The organism is Azospirillum largimobile (genome assembly GCF_977007025.2).
Genome location: NZ_CDRMUA020000001.1, coordinates 1513732 through 1530769 on the forward strand (window position 1 = coordinate 1513732; position 17038 = coordinate 1530769).

The 17038-nt window shown below is 66.4% G+C and carries 20 protein-coding genes; 8 read left to right on the forward strand and 12 right to left on the reverse strand.

From position 1 onward, the window contains the following. Positions 1-198 precede the first annotated feature (198 nt). Positions 199-363, forward strand: a complete 165-nt coding sequence (locus tag ACWPKK_RS06995; protein WP_014247924.1) for a DUF1328 domain-containing protein — start codon at positions 199-201, stop codon at positions 361-363. A 299-nt stretch (positions 364-662) separates the two neighbouring features. Here ACWPKK_RS06995 and ACWPKK_RS07000 read toward each other — a convergent pair whose 3' ends face one another. Continuing rightward, positions 663-1517, reverse strand: coding sequence for an RNA polymerase sigma factor (locus ACWPKK_RS07000; RefSeq protein ID WP_324868698.1), 855 nt, complete (start codon positions 1515-1517; stop codon positions 663-665). Between the two features lie 572 nt (positions 1518-2089). Here ACWPKK_RS07000 and ACWPKK_RS07005 point away from each other — a divergent pair. The 4 genes from ACWPKK_RS07005 to ACWPKK_RS07020 all read left to right on the forward strand — a co-directional run bounded on the left by ACWPKK_RS07005 (position 2090) and on the right by ACWPKK_RS07020 (position 4945). After that, positions 2090-3112 carry a lytic transglycosylase domain-containing protein gene (locus ACWPKK_RS07005; RefSeq protein ID WP_452002200.1) on the forward strand — a complete coding sequence of 341 codons (1023 nt, stop codon included), beginning with the start codon at positions 2090-2092 and terminating at the stop codon, positions 3110-3112. 204 nt (positions 3113-3316) lie between these two features. After that, positions 3317-3652 (forward strand): hypothetical protein, encoded by a 336-nt coding sequence (locus ACWPKK_RS07010; RefSeq protein WP_452002203.1) that lies wholly within the window; start codon positions 3317-3319, stop codon positions 3650-3652. A 139-nt stretch (positions 3653-3791) separates the two neighbouring features. Continuing rightward, on the forward strand, positions 3792-4103 hold the full coding sequence (locus ACWPKK_RS07015) for a hypothetical protein (protein WP_014247928.1): 312 nt from the start codon (positions 3792-3794) through the stop codon (positions 4101-4103). Continuing rightward, positions 4100-4945, forward strand: a complete 846-nt coding sequence (locus ACWPKK_RS07020; RefSeq protein ID WP_452002206.1) for a class I SAM-dependent methyltransferase — start codon at positions 4100-4102, stop codon at positions 4943-4945. The genes ACWPKK_RS07015 and ACWPKK_RS07020 overlap by 4 nt, the downstream gene beginning before the upstream one ends. Positions 4946-5025: 80 nt before the next feature. Here the strand turns inward: ACWPKK_RS07020 and ACWPKK_RS07025 are convergent, their stop codons facing one another. After that, positions 5026-5268 carry an Lrp/AsnC ligand binding domain-containing protein gene (locus ACWPKK_RS07025; protein ID WP_045580201.1) on the reverse strand — a complete coding sequence of 81 codons (243 nt, stop codon included), beginning with the start codon at positions 5266-5268 and terminating at the stop codon, positions 5026-5028. Positions 5269-5272: 4 nt separating this feature from the next. After that, a complete protein-coding gene (locus tag ACWPKK_RS07030; RefSeq protein ID WP_452002209.1) occupies positions 5273-6859 on the reverse strand; it encodes a DEAD/DEAH box helicase in 1587 nt (528 codons plus the stop codon). Positions 6860-7116: 257 nt separating this feature from the next. Here ACWPKK_RS07030 and ACWPKK_RS07035 point away from each other — a divergent pair, with 257 nt between their 5' ends. Then, a complete protein-coding gene (locus ACWPKK_RS07035; protein ID WP_452002212.1) occupies positions 7117-7662 on the forward strand; it encodes a hydrolase in 546 nt (181 codons plus the stop codon). A gap of 16 nt (positions 7663-7678) precedes the next feature. Beyond that, the gene (locus ACWPKK_RS07040) at positions 7679-8398 is read left to right on the forward strand and encodes an alpha/beta fold hydrolase (RefSeq protein WP_452002215.1); all 720 of its coding nucleotides are present in this window, start codon (positions 7679-7681) and stop codon (positions 8396-8398) included. 30 nt (positions 8399-8428) lie between these two features. On the opposite strand, the gene ACWPKK_RS07045 is transcribed toward ACWPKK_RS07040, so the two are convergent. The 5 genes from ACWPKK_RS07045 to parE all read right to left on the reverse strand — a co-directional run bounded on the left by ACWPKK_RS07045 (position 8429) and on the right by parE (position 13110). Further along, positions 8429-8983 carry a hypothetical protein gene (locus ACWPKK_RS07045; RefSeq protein WP_324868715.1) on the reverse strand — a complete coding sequence of 185 codons (555 nt, stop codon included), beginning with the start codon at positions 8981-8983 and terminating at the stop codon, positions 8429-8431. An 89-nt stretch (positions 8984-9072) separates the two neighbouring features. Further along, positions 9073-9879 carry a hypothetical protein gene (locus ACWPKK_RS07050; protein ID WP_452002217.1) on the reverse strand — a complete coding sequence of 269 codons (807 nt, stop codon included), beginning with the start codon at positions 9877-9879 and terminating at the stop codon, positions 9073-9075. 124 nt (positions 9880-10003) lie between these two features. Further along, the gene (locus tag ACWPKK_RS07055; RefSeq protein WP_452002220.1) at positions 10004-10492 is read right to left on the reverse strand and encodes a hypothetical protein; all 489 of its coding nucleotides are present in this window, start codon (positions 10490-10492) and stop codon (positions 10004-10006) included. Continuing rightward, positions 10434-11072: a hypothetical protein gene (locus ACWPKK_RS07060; RefSeq protein ID WP_452002223.1), complete on the reverse strand. Its 639-nt coding sequence runs from the start codon at positions 11070-11072 to the stop codon at positions 10434-10436. The genes ACWPKK_RS07055 and ACWPKK_RS07060 overlap by 59 nt, the downstream gene beginning before the upstream one ends. Before the next feature lie 49 nt (positions 11073-11121). Then, a complete protein-coding gene (parE, locus tag ACWPKK_RS07065; RefSeq protein ID WP_324868723.1) occupies positions 11122-13110 on the reverse strand; it encodes a DNA topoisomerase IV subunit B in 1989 nt (662 codons plus the stop codon). 108 nt (positions 13111-13218) lie between these two features. On the opposite strand from parE, the gene ACWPKK_RS07070 reads away from it, so the two are divergent. Next, the gene (locus ACWPKK_RS07070; protein ID WP_149221828.1) at positions 13219-13614 is read left to right on the forward strand and encodes an acyl-CoA thioesterase; all 396 of its coding nucleotides are present in this window, start codon (positions 13219-13221) and stop codon (positions 13612-13614) included. A 6-nt stretch (positions 13615-13620) separates the two neighbouring features. Here the strand turns inward: ACWPKK_RS07070 and ACWPKK_RS07075 are convergent, their stop codons facing one another. The 4 genes from ACWPKK_RS07075 to ACWPKK_RS07090 all read right to left on the reverse strand — a co-directional run bounded on the left by ACWPKK_RS07075 (position 13621) and on the right by ACWPKK_RS07090 (position 16901). Next, positions 13621-14055 carry an ArsC/Spx/MgsR family protein gene (locus ACWPKK_RS07075; RefSeq protein WP_452002226.1) on the reverse strand — a complete coding sequence of 145 codons (435 nt, stop codon included), beginning with the start codon at positions 14053-14055 and terminating at the stop codon, positions 13621-13623. A gap of 151 nt (positions 14056-14206) precedes the next feature. Next, entirely contained in the window at positions 14207-15235 is a 1029-nt protein-coding gene (locus tag ACWPKK_RS07080) for an ABC transporter substrate-binding protein (RefSeq protein WP_452002229.1), read from the reverse strand. 36 nt (positions 15236-15271) lie between these two features. Then, positions 15272-16072, reverse strand: a complete 801-nt coding sequence (locus ACWPKK_RS07085; RefSeq protein WP_452002232.1) for an ABC transporter permease — start codon at positions 16070-16072, stop codon at positions 15272-15274. Between the two features lie 7 nt (positions 16073-16079). Further along, entirely contained in the window at positions 16080-16901 is an 822-nt protein-coding gene (locus tag ACWPKK_RS07090) for an ABC transporter ATP-binding protein (protein WP_452002235.1), read from the reverse strand. Positions 16902-17038 lie beyond the last annotated feature (137 nt).

Here is a 17038-nt window from a genome sequence, read left to right on the forward strand (position 1 = left end):
GGAACATCGCGCCCACGGCATTGTTCTGTTCTTCGAATGCCGCCGCACCGGCTGTGCTTACCGTCACCTTGGCCCGTCTTCCCGGACAGGAAGACATCGGGGTGCGGAGACGACGGGACGGCGGATGCGGCCACGACTTGTCTCATGCGCGACGCCCGAAGTCCTTTGCAGATCTTCGGCCAAGCGAGGGAGGGTATGATGCTCTATTGGGCTCTTGTTTTCTTCGTAATCGCGCTGATCGCCGGCGCGCTCGGGTTCGGTGGGATCGCGTCGGCAAGCTCCGGCGTCGCGCAGATCCTGTTCTTCCTGTTCCTGGTGCTGTTCGCCATCAGCCTGATCATGGGTCTGGTCCGGCGACGGTAGCGCCAGGGCAACCACCGGGCGATCCGCTCATGGCTTTTCCCTTACGGGATGGAACCATCGGCGGACCGCCCGGTTGATTGCGGCATCTCCTGAGGCTGCAACACACTCTCTCCCCCCAAGAGGTGACGTCAGGGCTGGCGAGCCAGGGCGGCGCTTCGATTGTCCCCGCCTTCGGCGGCGTCTCCCCCGGACGCCGCCGTTTTTTTGCCCGCCGTCAAAGACGGAGACGGAGCCCGGACATGGGAACGGGGCGCCCGGCGACCGGACACCCCGTGCTTCACGATGCTCGCCACTGCGGATCAGGCGTCCGCGTCCTCCCCAGGATCGCGGCCTTCCATCAGCAGGCGGAGCGCGCGGCGGCCGCGTGACAGGCGCGACTTCACCGTCCCGATCGAAATTCCGAGAATATCGGCTGCCTCATTGTAGGAAATCCCTTCCAGGCCGATCAGCAGCACGACTTCCCGCTGTTCGTTCGGCAGCAGGGCGAGCGCGCGACGCAGGTCGCGAAGCTCCATCCGCACGAACTGCGACCCCGGTGCCGCGCCGATGGCGGCCTGCGCTTCGGCGTCGATGTCGACCACCGGCTGGCGGCGGCGGACGCCGTTGATGTGCAGGTTGCGCAGGATGGTGAACAGCCAGGCGCGCAGGTTGGTGCCGGGACGCCACAGATGCAGGCGGGACAGCGCACGTTCAAGGCATTCCTGGACCAGATCGTCGGCCAGCGTGGCATCGCGCACCATGGCGCGGGCGAAACGGCGCAGGCGCGGAATTTCCTCTTCGATCTGCCGGATCACCGCCGGATCCGGCGGTGCATTGGGATCGGGACGGAATTCGTCGTCGGTGGGAGTACCGTCTGCTGGGTCGATGTGGGCCGCGTCCATCTCGGTTGCGTCGTTCTTGGCCGCATCGCTTCCGGCTTCGGCCTCGATGGCCTCGGCATGAACGTTCAAATGGGTCTCCGTCTGAGCCGGGGCATTCTGCGCGCCATTGGCGGCGGCACGGCCGTTGCGGGCATCGGTGGGGTTCTGGTCAGTGTACGTCGGCGCGCGGTCCGAACGGGTCCGGCCGACGGCCTCGGCGCCGAAGGCTACAGGCTCGACCGGGGCCGGGCCGCGCATTCGGTGGCTCAAGGTGGTCGCGACGTGGTTCGCCATCGGTGAAACGATGCCTCCTTCAATGCCGTTCGCCACGGCTGCACCGACCACTTTCGCGGTTCTCCGGCACTGCCGGGGCCTCCGGCGCGACGGCCCCGGACTAAGGTGTGCATCCTTCGTCCGGGGCCGCCGAATTTGCAGCCGATTATCTGGCCCGATCCCTACGTAATGAGCGTACAAAGGGGCTGCCAGTTGGGAAAAAGGCTAGTGGGTCATACAATCGGGCCAGATTACCCCTAGAGTACCCCGTGTATCCCAGGGCGATCACCGTTCGGGCATTGGCTTTAAATTTGGTCTTTCGTTATCTCTCCAACACGATTGGAGGACGCATGACCAACTTGAAAAGAAAAAGACCGACCGAAACACGTCGATCGGTCTATGGATTTTTTATTGGTGGCGCCACATCAAGCAGTACTAGTGACGTAGTGACAGGCAGCCAGCCTTCCGTTTCGCATTATGCCGCCAACTCTGCCGGTCGGTGCAGCAGACGCAACGGCGTCCTCCCTGTGAGTTCTGACCTCGACCTTTCGATGGTCTCAAACGGCTTCAAGAAAATCATACAGGGGGGTCCGGTGGAACACCACACGAACCTTTGCGGTACGCCGTCCGCGTCGCGCGCTTCTGCAACCCTGCAGCGCACCCGCCGGCAGGTCTCCAGCCGCGCGCGCATCGGCGCGCTGGCCGCCGCCTTGATTCTGCCGGGCATGCTGGCTGCCGTGCCAGCCAAGGCCGGCGTCGCGGAGAAGACCGTCGCAGCGCTGGAGGCCCTCGCCAACAAGGGCAGCGTCCGTGCCCAGTATGAATTGGCTCAGCATTACGAACGGGCCGACGGGGTAAAGGCCGACCCGCGGCTGGCCTTATCGCTCTACTGCCGTGCGGCCCGTCAGGATTATGCCGACGCTGCATTGATGGCCGGGCGCATGCACATGGCCGGCGTGGGCGGCGTCAACAAGGACGCAGAGCTCGGCCGCGCCTGGTTGCGGAAGGCCGCTGCGCTGGGAAGCGAACAGGCGGAGCGGCTGGTCGGCAGCGCCGGCAGCAACGTGAAGACCCCGGACCGCTGCGAACCGCCCAACCTGCGCTGGGGCATCATCCGCAAACCGCCGGCCGAAATCCGCGCCATGGTACAGAAGATGGCGCCGACCTACGGCCTCGACCCCGATCTCGTCCTGGCGGTCATCGCGGTGGAGTCCGGCTATCGCATCGACGTGGTGTCGAACAAGAACGCCCAGGGCCTGATGCAGCTGATCCCGGAGACGGCGGAACGCTTCGGCGTCACCAACCCGTTCGACGCGGAACAGAACCTGCGCGGCGGCATGAAGTACCTGCGCTGGCTGCTGGCCTATTTCGACGGCAACGTCACCCATGCGCTGGCGGGCTACAATGCCGGGGAGGGGGCGGTCCTGCAGTACAAGGGCATCCCGCCCTACCGCGAGACCCAAGATTACGTCGTCAAGATCCGCAGCATCTACGCGCAGACCTATCACCCCTTCAACCGCGGAATCGTGCAGTCCGCTGGTCTGGTCAGCACCGCGCGAGAAGAGGTTGCCGAGCTGTCGCTTTCGACCAGGGCGCGCAGCAGCGGAAAACGCTAAGAACGTAGGATTGCGAATCGGAAAAATGCGACTCGGGCGACTCGGGACGCGTTTGGTTAACACTTTGGTTATAAAGTGACGATTACCCTCGGGGAACGACGGATTTCGCAGGTGCTGGCGTCTTGGACAAGGATGCCTTCCCGCGTCACCCGCCAGCGTCTCACCCGCAACGTTTCATCCGAACGTTTCCCGAGGACCTGCCCGATGCCCATGGCCGCCGACGTCGACACCATCGAACGTACCTCCATCGTCGCCTACACGCTGCTGAACGAGCTTCATGAAGTCCTGGCCCTGCCCAAGGCTCCGGACGACGTCACGCTGGGCATTCTGATGGGCATGGCCATGTTCCTCGACGACAAGGTCGGCCCGATGCGCGCCAAGCGCCTGATGAGCGAGGCGCCGTCCATCGTGCTGAAGACGGATGCCCACGTCACCACCGACCAGACCCAGCGCATCATGCCGGTCCTGCGCGCCTTCGGCGACCACCTGAAGGAACTGCGCATGAAGGCCGAGCGTCCGGTGAGCGGCACCGTCGGCTGACCCCCGCCGTCCTTCAAACGGACCTTCGACCGGACGAACCCGGCGCCTGAACCTGCGCCGGGTTTTCGGCATTTGCGTGAAGGTCACGGATTGTCAGGCAGCTTGACCAATTGGTGAAATGGGCGGAAGCTTGCCGCCCATGGACTGGTTCACCGGGATCAGCATCGTCGCCATTGCGGCCGGCGTGACCATCAGCCTTGTCGTGCTGGTGGCCGTCGGGTCGATCCGCCGCAGCCTGAACGAGGCGTCGGCGCGCCAGTCCCAGCAAATCCGCAAGCTGACGGAGACGGTGGCGACCCTGTCTGCGCAGCATCAGGCGGCGCAGACCCGCATCCAGCAACTGACCGACGCCAACCGCAAGATGTCCGACGAGCTGACGGCTCTCGGCGAGCGGCTGAGCGATGCCGACACGGTCCAGCGCGTGGCCGGCACGGCGAGGCTTCTTCATTGACCGCAACACTGCTTTCCGACGCCGCCAGTCCCGAAGCCGCCCGCGAGCGCGACCGCTGGGCCGCCAGTGCCGACGCCTGGGACCGGTGGGCCGACCCGATGGCCGATCTGGCCGACAAGCTGAACCGCCCGCTGCTGGACGCCGCCGGACTGGCAGAGGGCGAACGTCTGCTCGATCTCGCGTCCGGTGCGGGGGAGCCGGCGCTGAGCGCCGCGCGCCGGGTCGGGTCGGGCGGGCTGGTGGTCGGCAGCGATCTCGTACCCGGCATGATGGCCGGCGCGGTGCGCCGTGCCCGCGGCGTCGACGGACCGGCGCCCGCCTTCACCGCGGCGGACATGACCGCCCTGCCCTTCGCCGATGCCGCCTTCGACCGGGTGACCTGCCGCTTCGGGATCATGTTCGTGCCGGCGGTGGAAGCCGCCCTGCGTGAGGTTCGTCGCGTGCTGCGTCCCGGCGGCAAGGCCGCCTTCATGGTGTGGGGACCGCGCGCCGGCAATGGCCTGTTCACCGGGATCGGCGACGTCGTGGCCGCCCATCTTGGCGAGGATGGCAGCCTGGACCCGCTGTTCCGCTTTGCCGAACCTGGACTGCTCGCCGATGCGATGCGGGCCGCGGGCTTCCGTGAGACAGCGGAGACCGACCTGACCCCGGTCCGCAAGGCACCGGCCGGCCAGCCCTTCTGGCGCGCCGCCCTGGACATGAGCTTCGGCCATCGGTTGGGCGGCCTGGACGCGGCACGGCGCGGCGCACTGGAGGCTGACATCGCACGGCGGTTCGACGCACAGGCGGTGGACGGGATCGTGCCGGTGCCCTCGCATGCGCGGATCGTGGTGGGCTGGTAAGGCCAGCTTCAGCCGATGGTCCCTGAAAAGCAGAAAGGCCGGGCGAACGCCCGGCCTTTCCAATTCCGCACCACTTCTATTCAGGCGAAGGCCTTGTACGCGATCAGGGTGAAGGTGTCGCGCACCCCCGGCAAGGTCTGAACATGCTCGGTCACGAAGCGGCCGATGTCGTCGTCCTGCTTCAGATAGCACTTCATCAGCAGATCATACTGGCCGGAGATGGAATGCACCTCCGACACCTGTTCGATCAGCTGCACGGCCTGATCGGCGACCTCATAGGCTTTGCCGAGATCGCATTTGACCATGACGAAGATGGTCTGCACGGGCTCAGCCCTCCTGCGACGAGTCGGTCGAGGTTTCGGCAGACGGACGCGGACGGGCGGAGCGCAACATGAAGGCCGGCATATGGTCGCCGAAACCGATCACCGGCACGTCGTCATCGTCGTCGTCACGACGGCGGCGGCGGTCGCGATCACGATCACGGCGCGGATCGTTGCTGCGGCGCGCCTCGGCGGCGGCCAGCGATTCGCGGGGCTGACGCTCCTCGCGAACCGGACGGTCGTCGCGGGCGGCGCGCTCCTCACGGACTGGCCGTTCCTCGCGAACAGGCCGCTCCTCGCGTACCGGCCGATCCTCGCGGGCGGCGCGCTCTTCGCGGGGTGCACGCTCCTCACGCGGGGCGCGCTCTTCACGGCCGCCACGGGGCGGACGGGCCTCCGACTTGGCAGCGCGGCCGCCACGGCCACGGCCACGGCCGCGGGAGCTGCTGTCTTCCTCGCCGAACTCGGCCGTCTCCAGGCCGTCGATGGCGATCATGGGGATCTCCCGCTTGATGAGGCGCGCAATGGCGCCGACCAGTTTCGTGTCGTCGGGCGTGGCCAGCATGAAGGCGCGGCCCTGCTTGCCCGCGCGGCCGGTACGGCCGATGCGGTGGACGTAGTCGTCCGGCGTCAGTGGCACGTCGAAATTGAAGACGTGGCTGAGGCCCTGCACATCGATGCCGCGGGCGGCGACGTCGGAGCAGACCAGCAGGGTGATTTCACCCTGCTTGAAGCGCTCCAGCGTCTCGGTCCGCTTGGACTGAACCATGTCGCCATGCAGCGCGCCGACGTTGAAGCCGTGGCGTTCCAGCGACTTCTGCAGCACGGCGATGTCGCGCTTGCGGTTGCAGAAGATGAAGGCGTTCTTCACGTCCTCGGTCTGCAGCAGATGGCGCAGCGCCTTGCGCTTGTCCATCTCGTGCACCAGGACCATCGCCTGCGTCACCGTTTCCGCCGGCGAGGCGGGCGGCGCGACGCTGATCTCCATCGGATCGCTGAGGAAGGCATCGGCCAGGCGGCGGATTTCCGGCGGCATGGTCGCGGAGAAGAACAGGGTCTGGCGGTTCTTCGGCAGCTTGCTGACGATACGCTCGATATCGGGGATGAAGCCCATGTCGAGCATACGGTCGGCCTCGTCGATGACGAAGACCTTGATGTCGTTCAGCATGATGTTGCCGCGCTCGAACAGGTCGATCAGACGACCCGGAGTCGCAATCAGCACATCCACGCCGCGGTCGAGCTTCTTCACCTGTTCGGTGAAGGTCTCGCCGCCGATCAGCAGCGCCATGCTGAGCTTGTGGTGCTTGCCGTAGGTCTCGAAGCTTTCCGACACCTGGGCAGCCAGCTCGCGCGTCGGCTCCAGGATCAGAGACCGCGGCATCCGCGCCCGGGCTCGGCCCGACGCCAGGATGTCGATCATGGGCAAGGTGAAGCTCGCCGTCTTGCCGGTGCCCGTCTGCGCGCAGCCCAGCACGTCGCGGCGTTGCAGGACACAGGGAATTGCCTGTTCCTGAATGGGCGTCGGTTGGGTGTAACCCTTGTCCTCGATGGCGCGCAGGACGTCAGGGCCAAGCCCAAGTTCCGAAAAAAGCATCCAACCTGTTTCTGTTCTGGAGTGCGCAAATCGAGCGATCATCGCCCGATGCCTGGATGAGGCCGAAGAATAGGTAGACAAAGCGCCATGTCAATAGATCCGATGTTCCGAAGCCGAAAATAGGCGCGAAAACACGCCGCGTTGGCGAAATCGATCCCCTGCGCTAGGCTGTCCGACGGCGTCGCTGCGAGTCGCGGCCATTGCCGGTGCCCTGAACAAGGGCGCCAAGCCCCAAATGGAACGGTCGAGTGCATTTGATGATTCTTCGTGCCCAGGAATCGGTGCTGGTGGTGGTCGATGTCCAGGAACGCCTGCTGCCGGCCATTCACGAATCCGAACGCGTCGTCCGGCATGTCGGGATGCTGTTGAAGGCCGCGTCCGCCCTGTCCGTGCCGGTGCTGGTGACGGAGCAGTATCCCCGCGGCCTCGGGCCGACGGTGGAGGCCGTGCGCGCCCACCTGCCGCCCGGGACCCCGGTGATCGAGAAGATCACCTTCGGCTGCACCGGCGAACCCGCCTTCAACGCCGCGGTGGAGGACCTGAAGCGCCCGCAGATCGTGCTTTGCGGGACGGAGGCGCATGTCTGCGTGATGCAGACGGCGCTGGGGCTGCGCCAGCAGGGCCATGCGGTCTATCTGGTCGCCGACGCGGTGTCCTCGCGCACCCCCGCCAACCACGCCGCGGCGCTGGAGCGGATGCGTGCCGCCGGCGTCACCATCGTCACCACCGAGATGGTGTTGTTCGAGTGGATGGAACGGGCCGGCACGCCGGTCTTCAAGGTCGTCAGTGCCCTGGTCAAGTGAGCGCAGGAGAAGCCCGATGCCGAACAGCCGCCCGTCCGGCCGCCCTGCCCTGATCCTGCTCCCCGGCATGCCGCTGGATGCGGCGCTGTGGGACCATCAGGTCCGCCACCTCGCCGACGTCGCCGATCCGCAGGTGGTCGAACTGGCGGAATGCGGATCCATCGCGGCCATGGCCGACAAGGTGCTGGCGACGGCGCCAGACCGGTTCGCCGTCGCCGGCCTGTCGATGGGCGGCTATGTCGCCCTGGAGATCCTCCGCCGCTCGCCGGAGCGGGTGGACAGGCTGGCGCTGCTCGACACCAATGCCCGTGCCGACACGGCGGAGGCGACCGCCACCCGGCGCGAGGCGGTGGCGCTCGCCCGCCAGGGCCGCTACGGACAGGTGATCCGCGCCGCCCTGCCCCGCCTGATCCACCCCGGCCGCATGGCCGACGACGCCTTCGTCCGGTCGGTGCTGGACCAGATGGAGCGGGTGGGGGTCGACGCCTATGCCCGCGAGCAGGAGGCGATCATCAACCGACCCGACAGCCGGCCCGGCCTCGCCGCCATCCGCTGCCCCACGCTTGTGGTCTGCGGACGCCAGGATGCGCTGACCCCGCCCGCCCTGCACGAAGAGATGGCGGACGCCATCCCCGGCGCGAGGCTGGTGCTGGTCGAGGACTGCGGGCACCTGTCTGCCATGGAACAGCCGCAGGCGGTGACCGCGCTGATGCGCGACTGGCTGCTGCGGGATTGACGGCCCGCGACTGCCGGCCCGGGACTGCCGTCAGCAGTCGATGGCGCCGCAGAACAGGTCGGCCCGCCGGCTGGGGAACAGGGTGAAGGTCATGTCGCTGATCAGGCTGCGGAAATCGGGATCGTCCGGCCCCTGCGGCCGGTCGAGCCAGCCGGTGGCCGAGGTCAGCGCCCCGCCGGAGCGGCAGAACGCCCCCTGCACGACGATGGGTCCGCCCGGCGGCGATGTCGGGATCGGCCCGTCCGTGCAGAGCGACGAGTTCAGCATGTTCTCCGCGACGTTGAAGGCCAGCACCACCTTGTAATCCCGCCGTGCCGTCTCGTTCGGCGTGGTGGTGAGGTTGGTCTTCACCCCGGACACGCGGTTCTGCATGTGGGGCAGAACCTTTTCCGCGAAGCGTTCCGGCGGCAGGCCGAAGGGGTCGCCATGCAGGACCACCCGCAGGTCGCGGTTCCCCGCCGCATAGGAGACCTCGCTGCGCGTGTAGGCGGGGGCCGGTTCGCTCGCCACCACCCTCTCGTTGGAGCAGGCGGCGAGGACCGAGGCACCCAGCAGAAGGGCGGCGAGCGGCGGGAGCATGCGCATGATCGGATCGTCCGTTGGTATCGCTGGGCGGGATATGGGGAGCGGTTGCCGGATGGGCGAGTGCTCCCCTACCCCGTGGCCCGGATCCGTTACATGTCCCGCAGCCATTTGTCCGCAGCGCGGGCGATCAGGCCCGGATAGTCGGGACGCTCCGGCCCGATCAGGGGAAGGCCGAACTCCGCGACGATGCGTGCGACCGTCGCGTCGGTCACCTCCACCCCCAGCATCCGGGCGCGGCGGGCGATTGCCAGCTCCTGGCCCCAGACATAGACGCGCCGCGCGCCGGTGTTGCGCGCCATGACCCGGGACTGCTCCATCCGCTCGTCGCCGTTGATCGGCAGCCAGATGTCGGTCATCAGCGTGTCGGCCGGTTCCTCGGTGCGGAATTCCAGCGCATCGGCATTGACGAGGACGATCTTCGCCACGGCCTCTGCCGGAAGCTGGTCGAACAGGCCGATGCGCCGGTTGACCTCGATCACGTCGGGGTCGAGTTCGACCACGGTGACCCGCGTCACTTCCGGCCGCAGCGCCGCATTCACCGCCGCCCAGCCCATGCCCATGCCCATCACCACCGTATGACCGGTGGCGGCGCGGACGCCGATCTCCTGGCTCTCGATCTCCATCGGCGTCATCGACATCCAGCAGCGGGGATCGCCATCCGCCTCGCGCCGGAACAGGGCGGCGGTGCCGGTCGTCATCAGCGCCGGGCTCCAATAGCCGGAGCTCACCAGCATCGGCGCCACCCGCAACTGCCAGCGCCCGACCTCGCAAGGCTGGTAGCGCGGCACGAACAGGTCGGTGGCGAATGGAGTGAGCGACGACAGCGCTGCGGCGAGCATCTCGGGCGGGATGGCGTCATCCGGAATCTGCGCTCCGGGGAAGGCTAAGGGGTGCATGCGTCTCCTGCGGGGTCGGGCCATTGTCCGCGAGAGGTTCTCGGGAGCGGCAGCTTCCGGAATGATAGACCAGGGACGGCATTCCCCATAACCGTGAATTTTCCACGGGAACTTCCACCCGAAGCTAGCTCGGGTCGGGGCCTCCCGCGTCATCGTCCGGACTAAGGCCCGTACGAAGGTACTCGTACGCGCGCCATCGCTCGTCATGAGGCATCCGTGCCCGCCGCAAAGGCTCGGCTTCGACGAACAGCATCCGGCGCCGGAATGCCATCGGGCTTTCGACCAGCAGAATCGGCTTCTCCGCCTGCGCGCCCGGCGGGAACCAGGGGCGCCGAAGGAAGCGGCAGGGCTCGTCGGTCCAATCCGGAGGCGGGCCGAGGTGCCAGCGGCGCACCAGATGTTCGCCGACCGCGCCGGCATAGGCGTCGAATACACCGTCGCCGAGCTGTTCCGGCGGCTCCTGGACACGGGCGTATCGGCTGCCCGCATCGTGATCCATGTAGAATTCGTCGAGGAACTCGCCCAACGCCACCGAGAATGCCTGCCGTCCGGACCTATAGCGTCGGATGGCCTCGGCCAGCGTTCCAGGACGGCGGTTCAGGTCGTCGGTCATCTTCGCACTCCCGGACGGCATAACCTTGAACGATGTCCTCGATCTTTGCAGCGATTCGCGCATTAATTCCGGGAACTTGCGGATAGCAGAGCGTGACGAGTTCGGCCAGTTGCTCATTCGCCACCAAGCCGGTCACCTCCATCAGGAAGTAGAGGTCCCGCCTGTCCCGCGCCACTCCTTCAGGATCGTCAAGCCGGTTGGCAAGCAACTTCATCGCCAGCATGTATTCCGGTGTGGGCAGGTAAACGCGAAGTCCGATCTGTCCTTTTTTGGGATATTCGCCGAACGGCAGCAGGTTCGACTGAGGATTGCCCTTCGGCCGAGCGACGCTCTTCACCGCCTGATTGAGCCAGTCGTCGGGAAGACCGAGACGGCGTCCAACGGCATCTGCCAATTCGTAACCGCGGCTGCGCTCTCTGAGGAACACCGCGTCGACATCTCGTGTCACGTCGCGGATGTTGCCGGCCAGCAGAAGGCATGACCCACCATAGACGGCGATGTCGATGACCTTGCCGTCCAGTGCGGCAAGGTCACCCATCATTTCAAACGCCTGTTCCAGCAGGTCCCTCGACAGCTCCACGAAGCCTCCGCTGATCCCGCATCCCGGTACGGCGGGAGCGTTCCCGCCATCACACGTCGATGTCGTCCGCCTTCACGAACTTCGCGTTGTCCTGGATGAAGCGGAAGCGAAGCTCGGCTTTCTTGCCCATCAGTTCCTCGACGAGGGAGCGGGTGCGCTCGAATTCCGGCTTTTCTTCCGGATCGGCGGCATTGGGCACCACCACGCGCAGCAGCGAGCGCTTGGAGGGGTCCATCGTCGTGTCGCGCAGCTGGGCCGGCATCATCTCGCCCAGGCCCTTGAAGCGGCTGATGTCGGGCTTCTTGCCCTTGAACATCTTCGACAGCAGCTCGTCCTTGTGGGCGTCGTCGCGGGCGTAGACCTGCTTGTTGCCATGGCTGAGGCGGTAGAGCGGCGGCAGGGCGAGATACAGGTGGCCTTCCTGGATCAGGCCCGGCATCTCGCGGTAAAAGAACGTCATCAGCAGCGAGGCGATGTGGGCGCCGTCCACGTCGGCGTCCGTCATGATGATGACCCGCTCGTAACGCAGCTTGTCGGTCGAGAAGTCCTTGCCGATACCGCAGCCTAGCGCCTGGGTCAGGTCGTTCAACTCCTGGTTGGCCTTCATCTTGTCGACGGACGCGCTGGCGACGTTCAGGATTTTGCCGCGCAGCGGCAGGATGGCCTGGGTCTCGCGCTGCCGCGCCTGCTTGGCGGAGCCGCCGGCCGAGTCGCCCTCCACCAGGAACAGTTCGGTGCCCTCCGGGGAGTTGCGCGAGCAGTCCGCCAGCTTGCCGGGCAGGCGCAGGCGGCGAGTGGCCGACTTGCGCGTCATCTCCTTGGACTGCTTGCGGCGCGCCCGCTCTTCCGCCTTTTCGATCAGGCGCTCCAGCAGGGCGTTGGCGCTCTGCGGATCGCCGGACAGCCAATGGTCGAAATGGTCCTTCACCGCGGTCTCGACGAGGCGCTGGGCCTCCGCCGTCACCAGCTTCTCCTTGGTCTGGCCCTGGAAATGCGGTTCGCGGATGAAGACCGACAGCAGGATGCAGGCGTCGCCCATCACGTCGTCGGCGGTCACCTGCCCGGCGCGCTTGTTGTTCGTCAGCTCGCCATAGGCCTTCAGGCCGCGGGTCAGCGCGGTGCGCAAGCCGGCCTCATGCGTGCCGCCCTGGGGGGTCGGCACGGTGTTGCAGTAGGTGTGCGAAAAGCCTTCATCGTCATCCGGCCACGCCACCGCCCATTCCACCCGGCCCTGGCCGTTGGGGAAGTCGAGCGCACCGGCGAAGGGCGCCCGCGTCAGCGTCTTGCGGTCCTTCAGCGCGGCGGTCAGGTAATCCTGCAGGCCGCCCGGGAAATGCAGGGTCTCCGATGCCGGCGTGGTGGCGTCGACCGACAGCAGCGCCGGATCGCAGCTCCACCGGATCTCGACCCCACGGAAGAGATAGGCCTTGGAGCGCGCCAGCCGGTACAGCCGATGCGGTTCGAAATGAGCGGTCTCGCCGAAGATCTCCGCATCCGCATGGAAGCGGATGGTGGTTCCGCGCCGGTTGACGTTGCCGCGGTGGGCCAGCGGCCCCTGCGGCAGGCCGCGGCTGTACTCCTGAACGTAGAGCTGCTTTTCGCGGGCGATCTCGACGGTCAGCCGGTCCGACAGGGCGTTCACCACCGACAAGCCGACGCCGTGCAGGCCGCCCGAGGTCTGGTAGACCTTGTTGGAGAATTTGCCGCCGGAGTGCAGCGTGGTCATGATGACCTCCAACGCCGACTTGCCCGGATATTTCGGGTGGTCGTCGATGGGGATGCCGCGCCCGTTGTCGCGCACCATCACCGTGCCGTCGGCCGCCAACTCCAGGTCGATGCGGCTGGCGTGTCCAGCCACCGCCTCGTCCATGGCGTTGTCCAGGACCTCCGCCACCAGATGGTGCAGCGCACGGTCGTCGGTGCCGCCGATATACATGCCCGGCCGGCGCCGGACGGGCTCCAGCCCTTCCAGAACCTCGATATCCTGGGCGGAGTAGCTGTCGGCCTTGGGGGCCGTGTTCTCGAAAAGATCGCTCATGACGGGATGATAGGAATTTCGTCAGGGGTGCGCAAGCGCATCCTGTGCCGTTTATAGTGCGATGCCACAAGCTTTTGTGCAGGAAATTTTCGTGACGCCGGAGGAAGCATGAGCGCAGCGCACGCATACGACTTCGACAATGGCCCCGCCCTGCGGGCCATCGCGATGCCGGCGGACACCAATCCGAACGGCGACATCTTCGGCGGCTGGCTGCTGGCGCAGATGGATCTGGCCGGCGGCACGGTGGCGGTGCGGCGCAGCCATGGCCGCGTCGCCACCGTCGGGATCGAGGCGATGACCTTCCACAAGCCGGTCTTCGTCGGCGACGAGGTCAGTTGCTTCGCCCGGATCGAGAAGGTCGGCCGCACCTCGCTGCGCGTCCGCATCGAGACCTGGGTGCGGCGCGAACGCTCCGGCTCCGACCCCATCAAGGTTACGGAAGGCGTGTTCACCTACGTCGCCATCGGCGAGGACCGCAAGCCGCGCGAAGTGCCGCCGGAGTGAGGCCCGTCAGGCCGTCGGCGCCTTGACGAAATGCTGGTGGCCGTGATCGCACTGGCCGCGGGCGTGCTTGTCGTCGCAGCTTTCGCCGGAGGTCAGGCCGATCCAGCCATGCAGTGTGGTGGGGTCAAAGCCGGCCTCGCGGCGGTCGCCGACCTGGATCAGCGGGCGGCGGATCAGGTCGCGGTCGGCCAGCATCGCGGACAGTGCGGCGGTCTCGTCGAGAGCATCGGGCTTGACGGCGCCTGACTTCACTGCGGCGGCGCGGCGGTTGAACCACGCATCGACCTCCTTGTCGCCGAAGAAGGCGCGGAGGTCGTCAGCCGTCAACTCGGCGGTGGCAAGGTCACGTTCGACCAGCGTGTGGCCGGCGGCAGTCAGTTGCTGCTTCTGCTTGGCGTTCGCCGGGCAAGCGGCCATTCCGTAGAAAATCACCTCGGCCATGGGGCACTCCGCTGTTGGATGGAGGGTCCTGATCCGGGGAGCAATCAGGACCGATTTCGTCCAGTCTAACGGCAGTGCAACATAAAAATGGGCGCGACGGAATGCCGCGCCCACATTTTTTGTATGGGTATTCCAAACCGGCCCGCGAGGCTCACTTCTGCAGGCGCTTCAGGGAGTCCTCGACATACTGGTTGGTGTAGGTCCGGGACAGGTCGATGTTGGTCGACGCGACCGCCGGATCGAAGGCCTTCAGCACCTTCAGCGCGGCATCGGCGCCAGCCTGGGTAAAGCGGCCGTCGGGCGAATAGGTCGGCTTCGAATGCTCGAAGGCCTGGGCATAGAGCGACTTGTTGCCCAGGAAATACTCCTCCGGCAGCACCTTCAGCACATCGTCTGTGCTGGCCTTGTTCAGCCACAGCATGGTGCGGACGAACACGTCGGTCAGCGCCTGAGTGGTCTTCGGGTTTTCCTTGATAAAGTCCGGCTTCATGTAGAGCACCGCGGCGGGATAGGGACCGCCGTAGACGTCCAGGGTGCCCTTTTCCGTCCGGGTGTCGAGCAGGACGGTGATGTCGCCGTCGGCCTGCGCCTGGCTGATCACCGGGTCCAGATTGACGATGGCGTCGATTTCCCCGCGCTTGATCGCGGCGATGGCGCTGGGACCGCCGCCGACGCCGATGACCGACGCATCCTCCGGCTTCATGCCCATGGAGGTCAGAACATGGTTCAGCATGAAGTTGGTGGAGGAGCCGGGGGCGGTCACGCCGACCTTCTTGCCCTTCAGATCCTTGACCGACTTGATGGTGCCGGCCTTGTTGACGGCGGCCAGCACGATGCCTGGATAACGGCCGAGCTGGGCCACCGCCACGATGGGCTGGCTCTTGGCCTGCATCTGGATGGTATGGTCGTAGGCGCCGGTCACCACGTCGGCCGATCCGCCGATCAGGGCCTGCAGGCTCTTGGCACCGCCGCCGAAGTCGCTGATCTCGACGTTCAGACCGGCTTCCTTGAAGTAGCCCAGCCGTTCGGCGAGCGTCAGCGGCAGGTAATAGAGCAGCGGCTTGCCGCCGACGGCGATCTTGATGTCGGCCTTCTCAAGCTTGTCCTGCGCCGCGGCCAGTCCGGCCGTTCCCAACGTCATGACGATCGCGGCGGCCGCGATCAGCGATTTGAACGTCATTGGTTTCCTCCCCCAGTTGGATTTCCTTAAAGGAACTCAGTGCTGCCCGCCGCTGGTATCCTGCGGGCGCCAGTGCAGAAGCCGCTTCTCGATCATGGTGACGGCGGCATCGATCAGGACGACGAAGATCGTCAGCACCAGCATGCCGGAGAAGACGCCGACGGTGTCGAACACGCCTTCCGCCTGATGGATGCGGTAACCGAGCCCGGCGGCGGAGCCCAGATACTCGCCCACCACCGCACCGACCATGGCGAAGCCGACGGCGGTGTGCAGCGAGGAGAAGACCCAGGACAGGGCCGAAGGCAGATAGACATGCCGGAACAGGTCGCGGGAGCTGGCACCCAGCATGCGGGCATTGGCCAGCACGACCGGGCTGACCTCCTTCACGCCCTGGTAGACGTTGAAGAAGACGATGAAGAAGACCAGCGTCACCCCCAGCGCCACCTTCGACCAGATGCCGAGCCCGAGCCACAGCGCGAAGATCGGCGCGAGGACCACGCGGGGCAGCGCGTTGATCGCCTTGATGTAGGGGTCGAAGACGAGGGACACCAACGGCGCGCGGGCGAACCAGAAGCCGAAGGCGATGCCGGCAACGGTCCCGATGACGAAGGCCAGCGCCGTCTCCAGCAGCGTGATGCCCAAGTGATACCAGATGACGCCCGAGGCGAAATCCGCCCAGGTGCGGGCCAGCACCGCCCCCGGCGTGCCGAAGAAGAACGGGCTGAGGATCTTGGTGTCGGTCAGCACGTGCCAGATCAGGAAGAAAGCGATCAGGACGCCCAGCTGAAGCAGCAGGATGACCGGGCGGCTGGGCAGGCGTTTGGCATGGGATCTCATGATGTCGTCACCGCAGCTTGGTCTGGGCGTAGCCCTTCAGAACTTCGTCGCGCAGCTGGCCCCAGATTTCCTTGTGAAGGGCCAGGAACTGCGGCGTCATGCGGATTTCCGCCACGTCGCGCGGTCGGTCCAGGTCGATGCGGTATTCGCCGATCAGCCGGGCGCCGGGACCGGCGGACAGCACCAACACCCGGTCGGACATGGCGATCGCCTCCTCCAGGTCGTGGGTGATGAAGACCACCGACTTGCGGTCCGCCGCCCACAGGTCGAGCAGTTCGTTCTCCATCATCTGGCGGGTTTGGACGTCGAGTGCCGAGAAGGGCTCGTCCATCAGGATGATCTTGGGATCGACGATCAGCGTCTGGGCCAGCGCCACGCGCTTGCGCATGCCGCCCGACAGCTGGTGCGGGAAGCGGTCGCCGAACCCCTCCAGCCCGACACGGGACAGCCAGGGCAGCGCGCGCTCCCGCGCCTCCGGCTTGGAGACGCCGCGGAACTCCAGCCCGGCGGCGACATTGTCGAGCGCGGATTTCCAGGGCATCAGCGCCTCGGCCTGGAACATGTAGCCGGCCTTGGGATTGATGCCTGTCACCGGCTGCCCGAAGGACAGCGCGCGGCCCTCGCTGGGCTTCAGCAGGCCGGCGGCGACGTTCAGCATCGTCGACTTGCCGCTGCCGGTCGGGCCGACGATCGACACGAACTCCCCGTCCGCGACGGTGAAGCTGGCTCCCTGTACGGCGGTATAGGAACGTCCCCGGCCGTCGGGTGAGGGAAAGGTGCAGGTCACGCCGTCCAGCTGGAGGGCGGGCGCCGCGGCGGCCTCGGCCATATCGGTGTGGTCCTTATCGTTCGGGCGGATCACTTTGGTTGGGAAGCCATACTGTCCGAACTTCCTGCTATCGGCAACCGATTGAGATCACCGTCAAATCCCAAGGGAGCCATTCCGCAAACGCACCGCTTACGGTG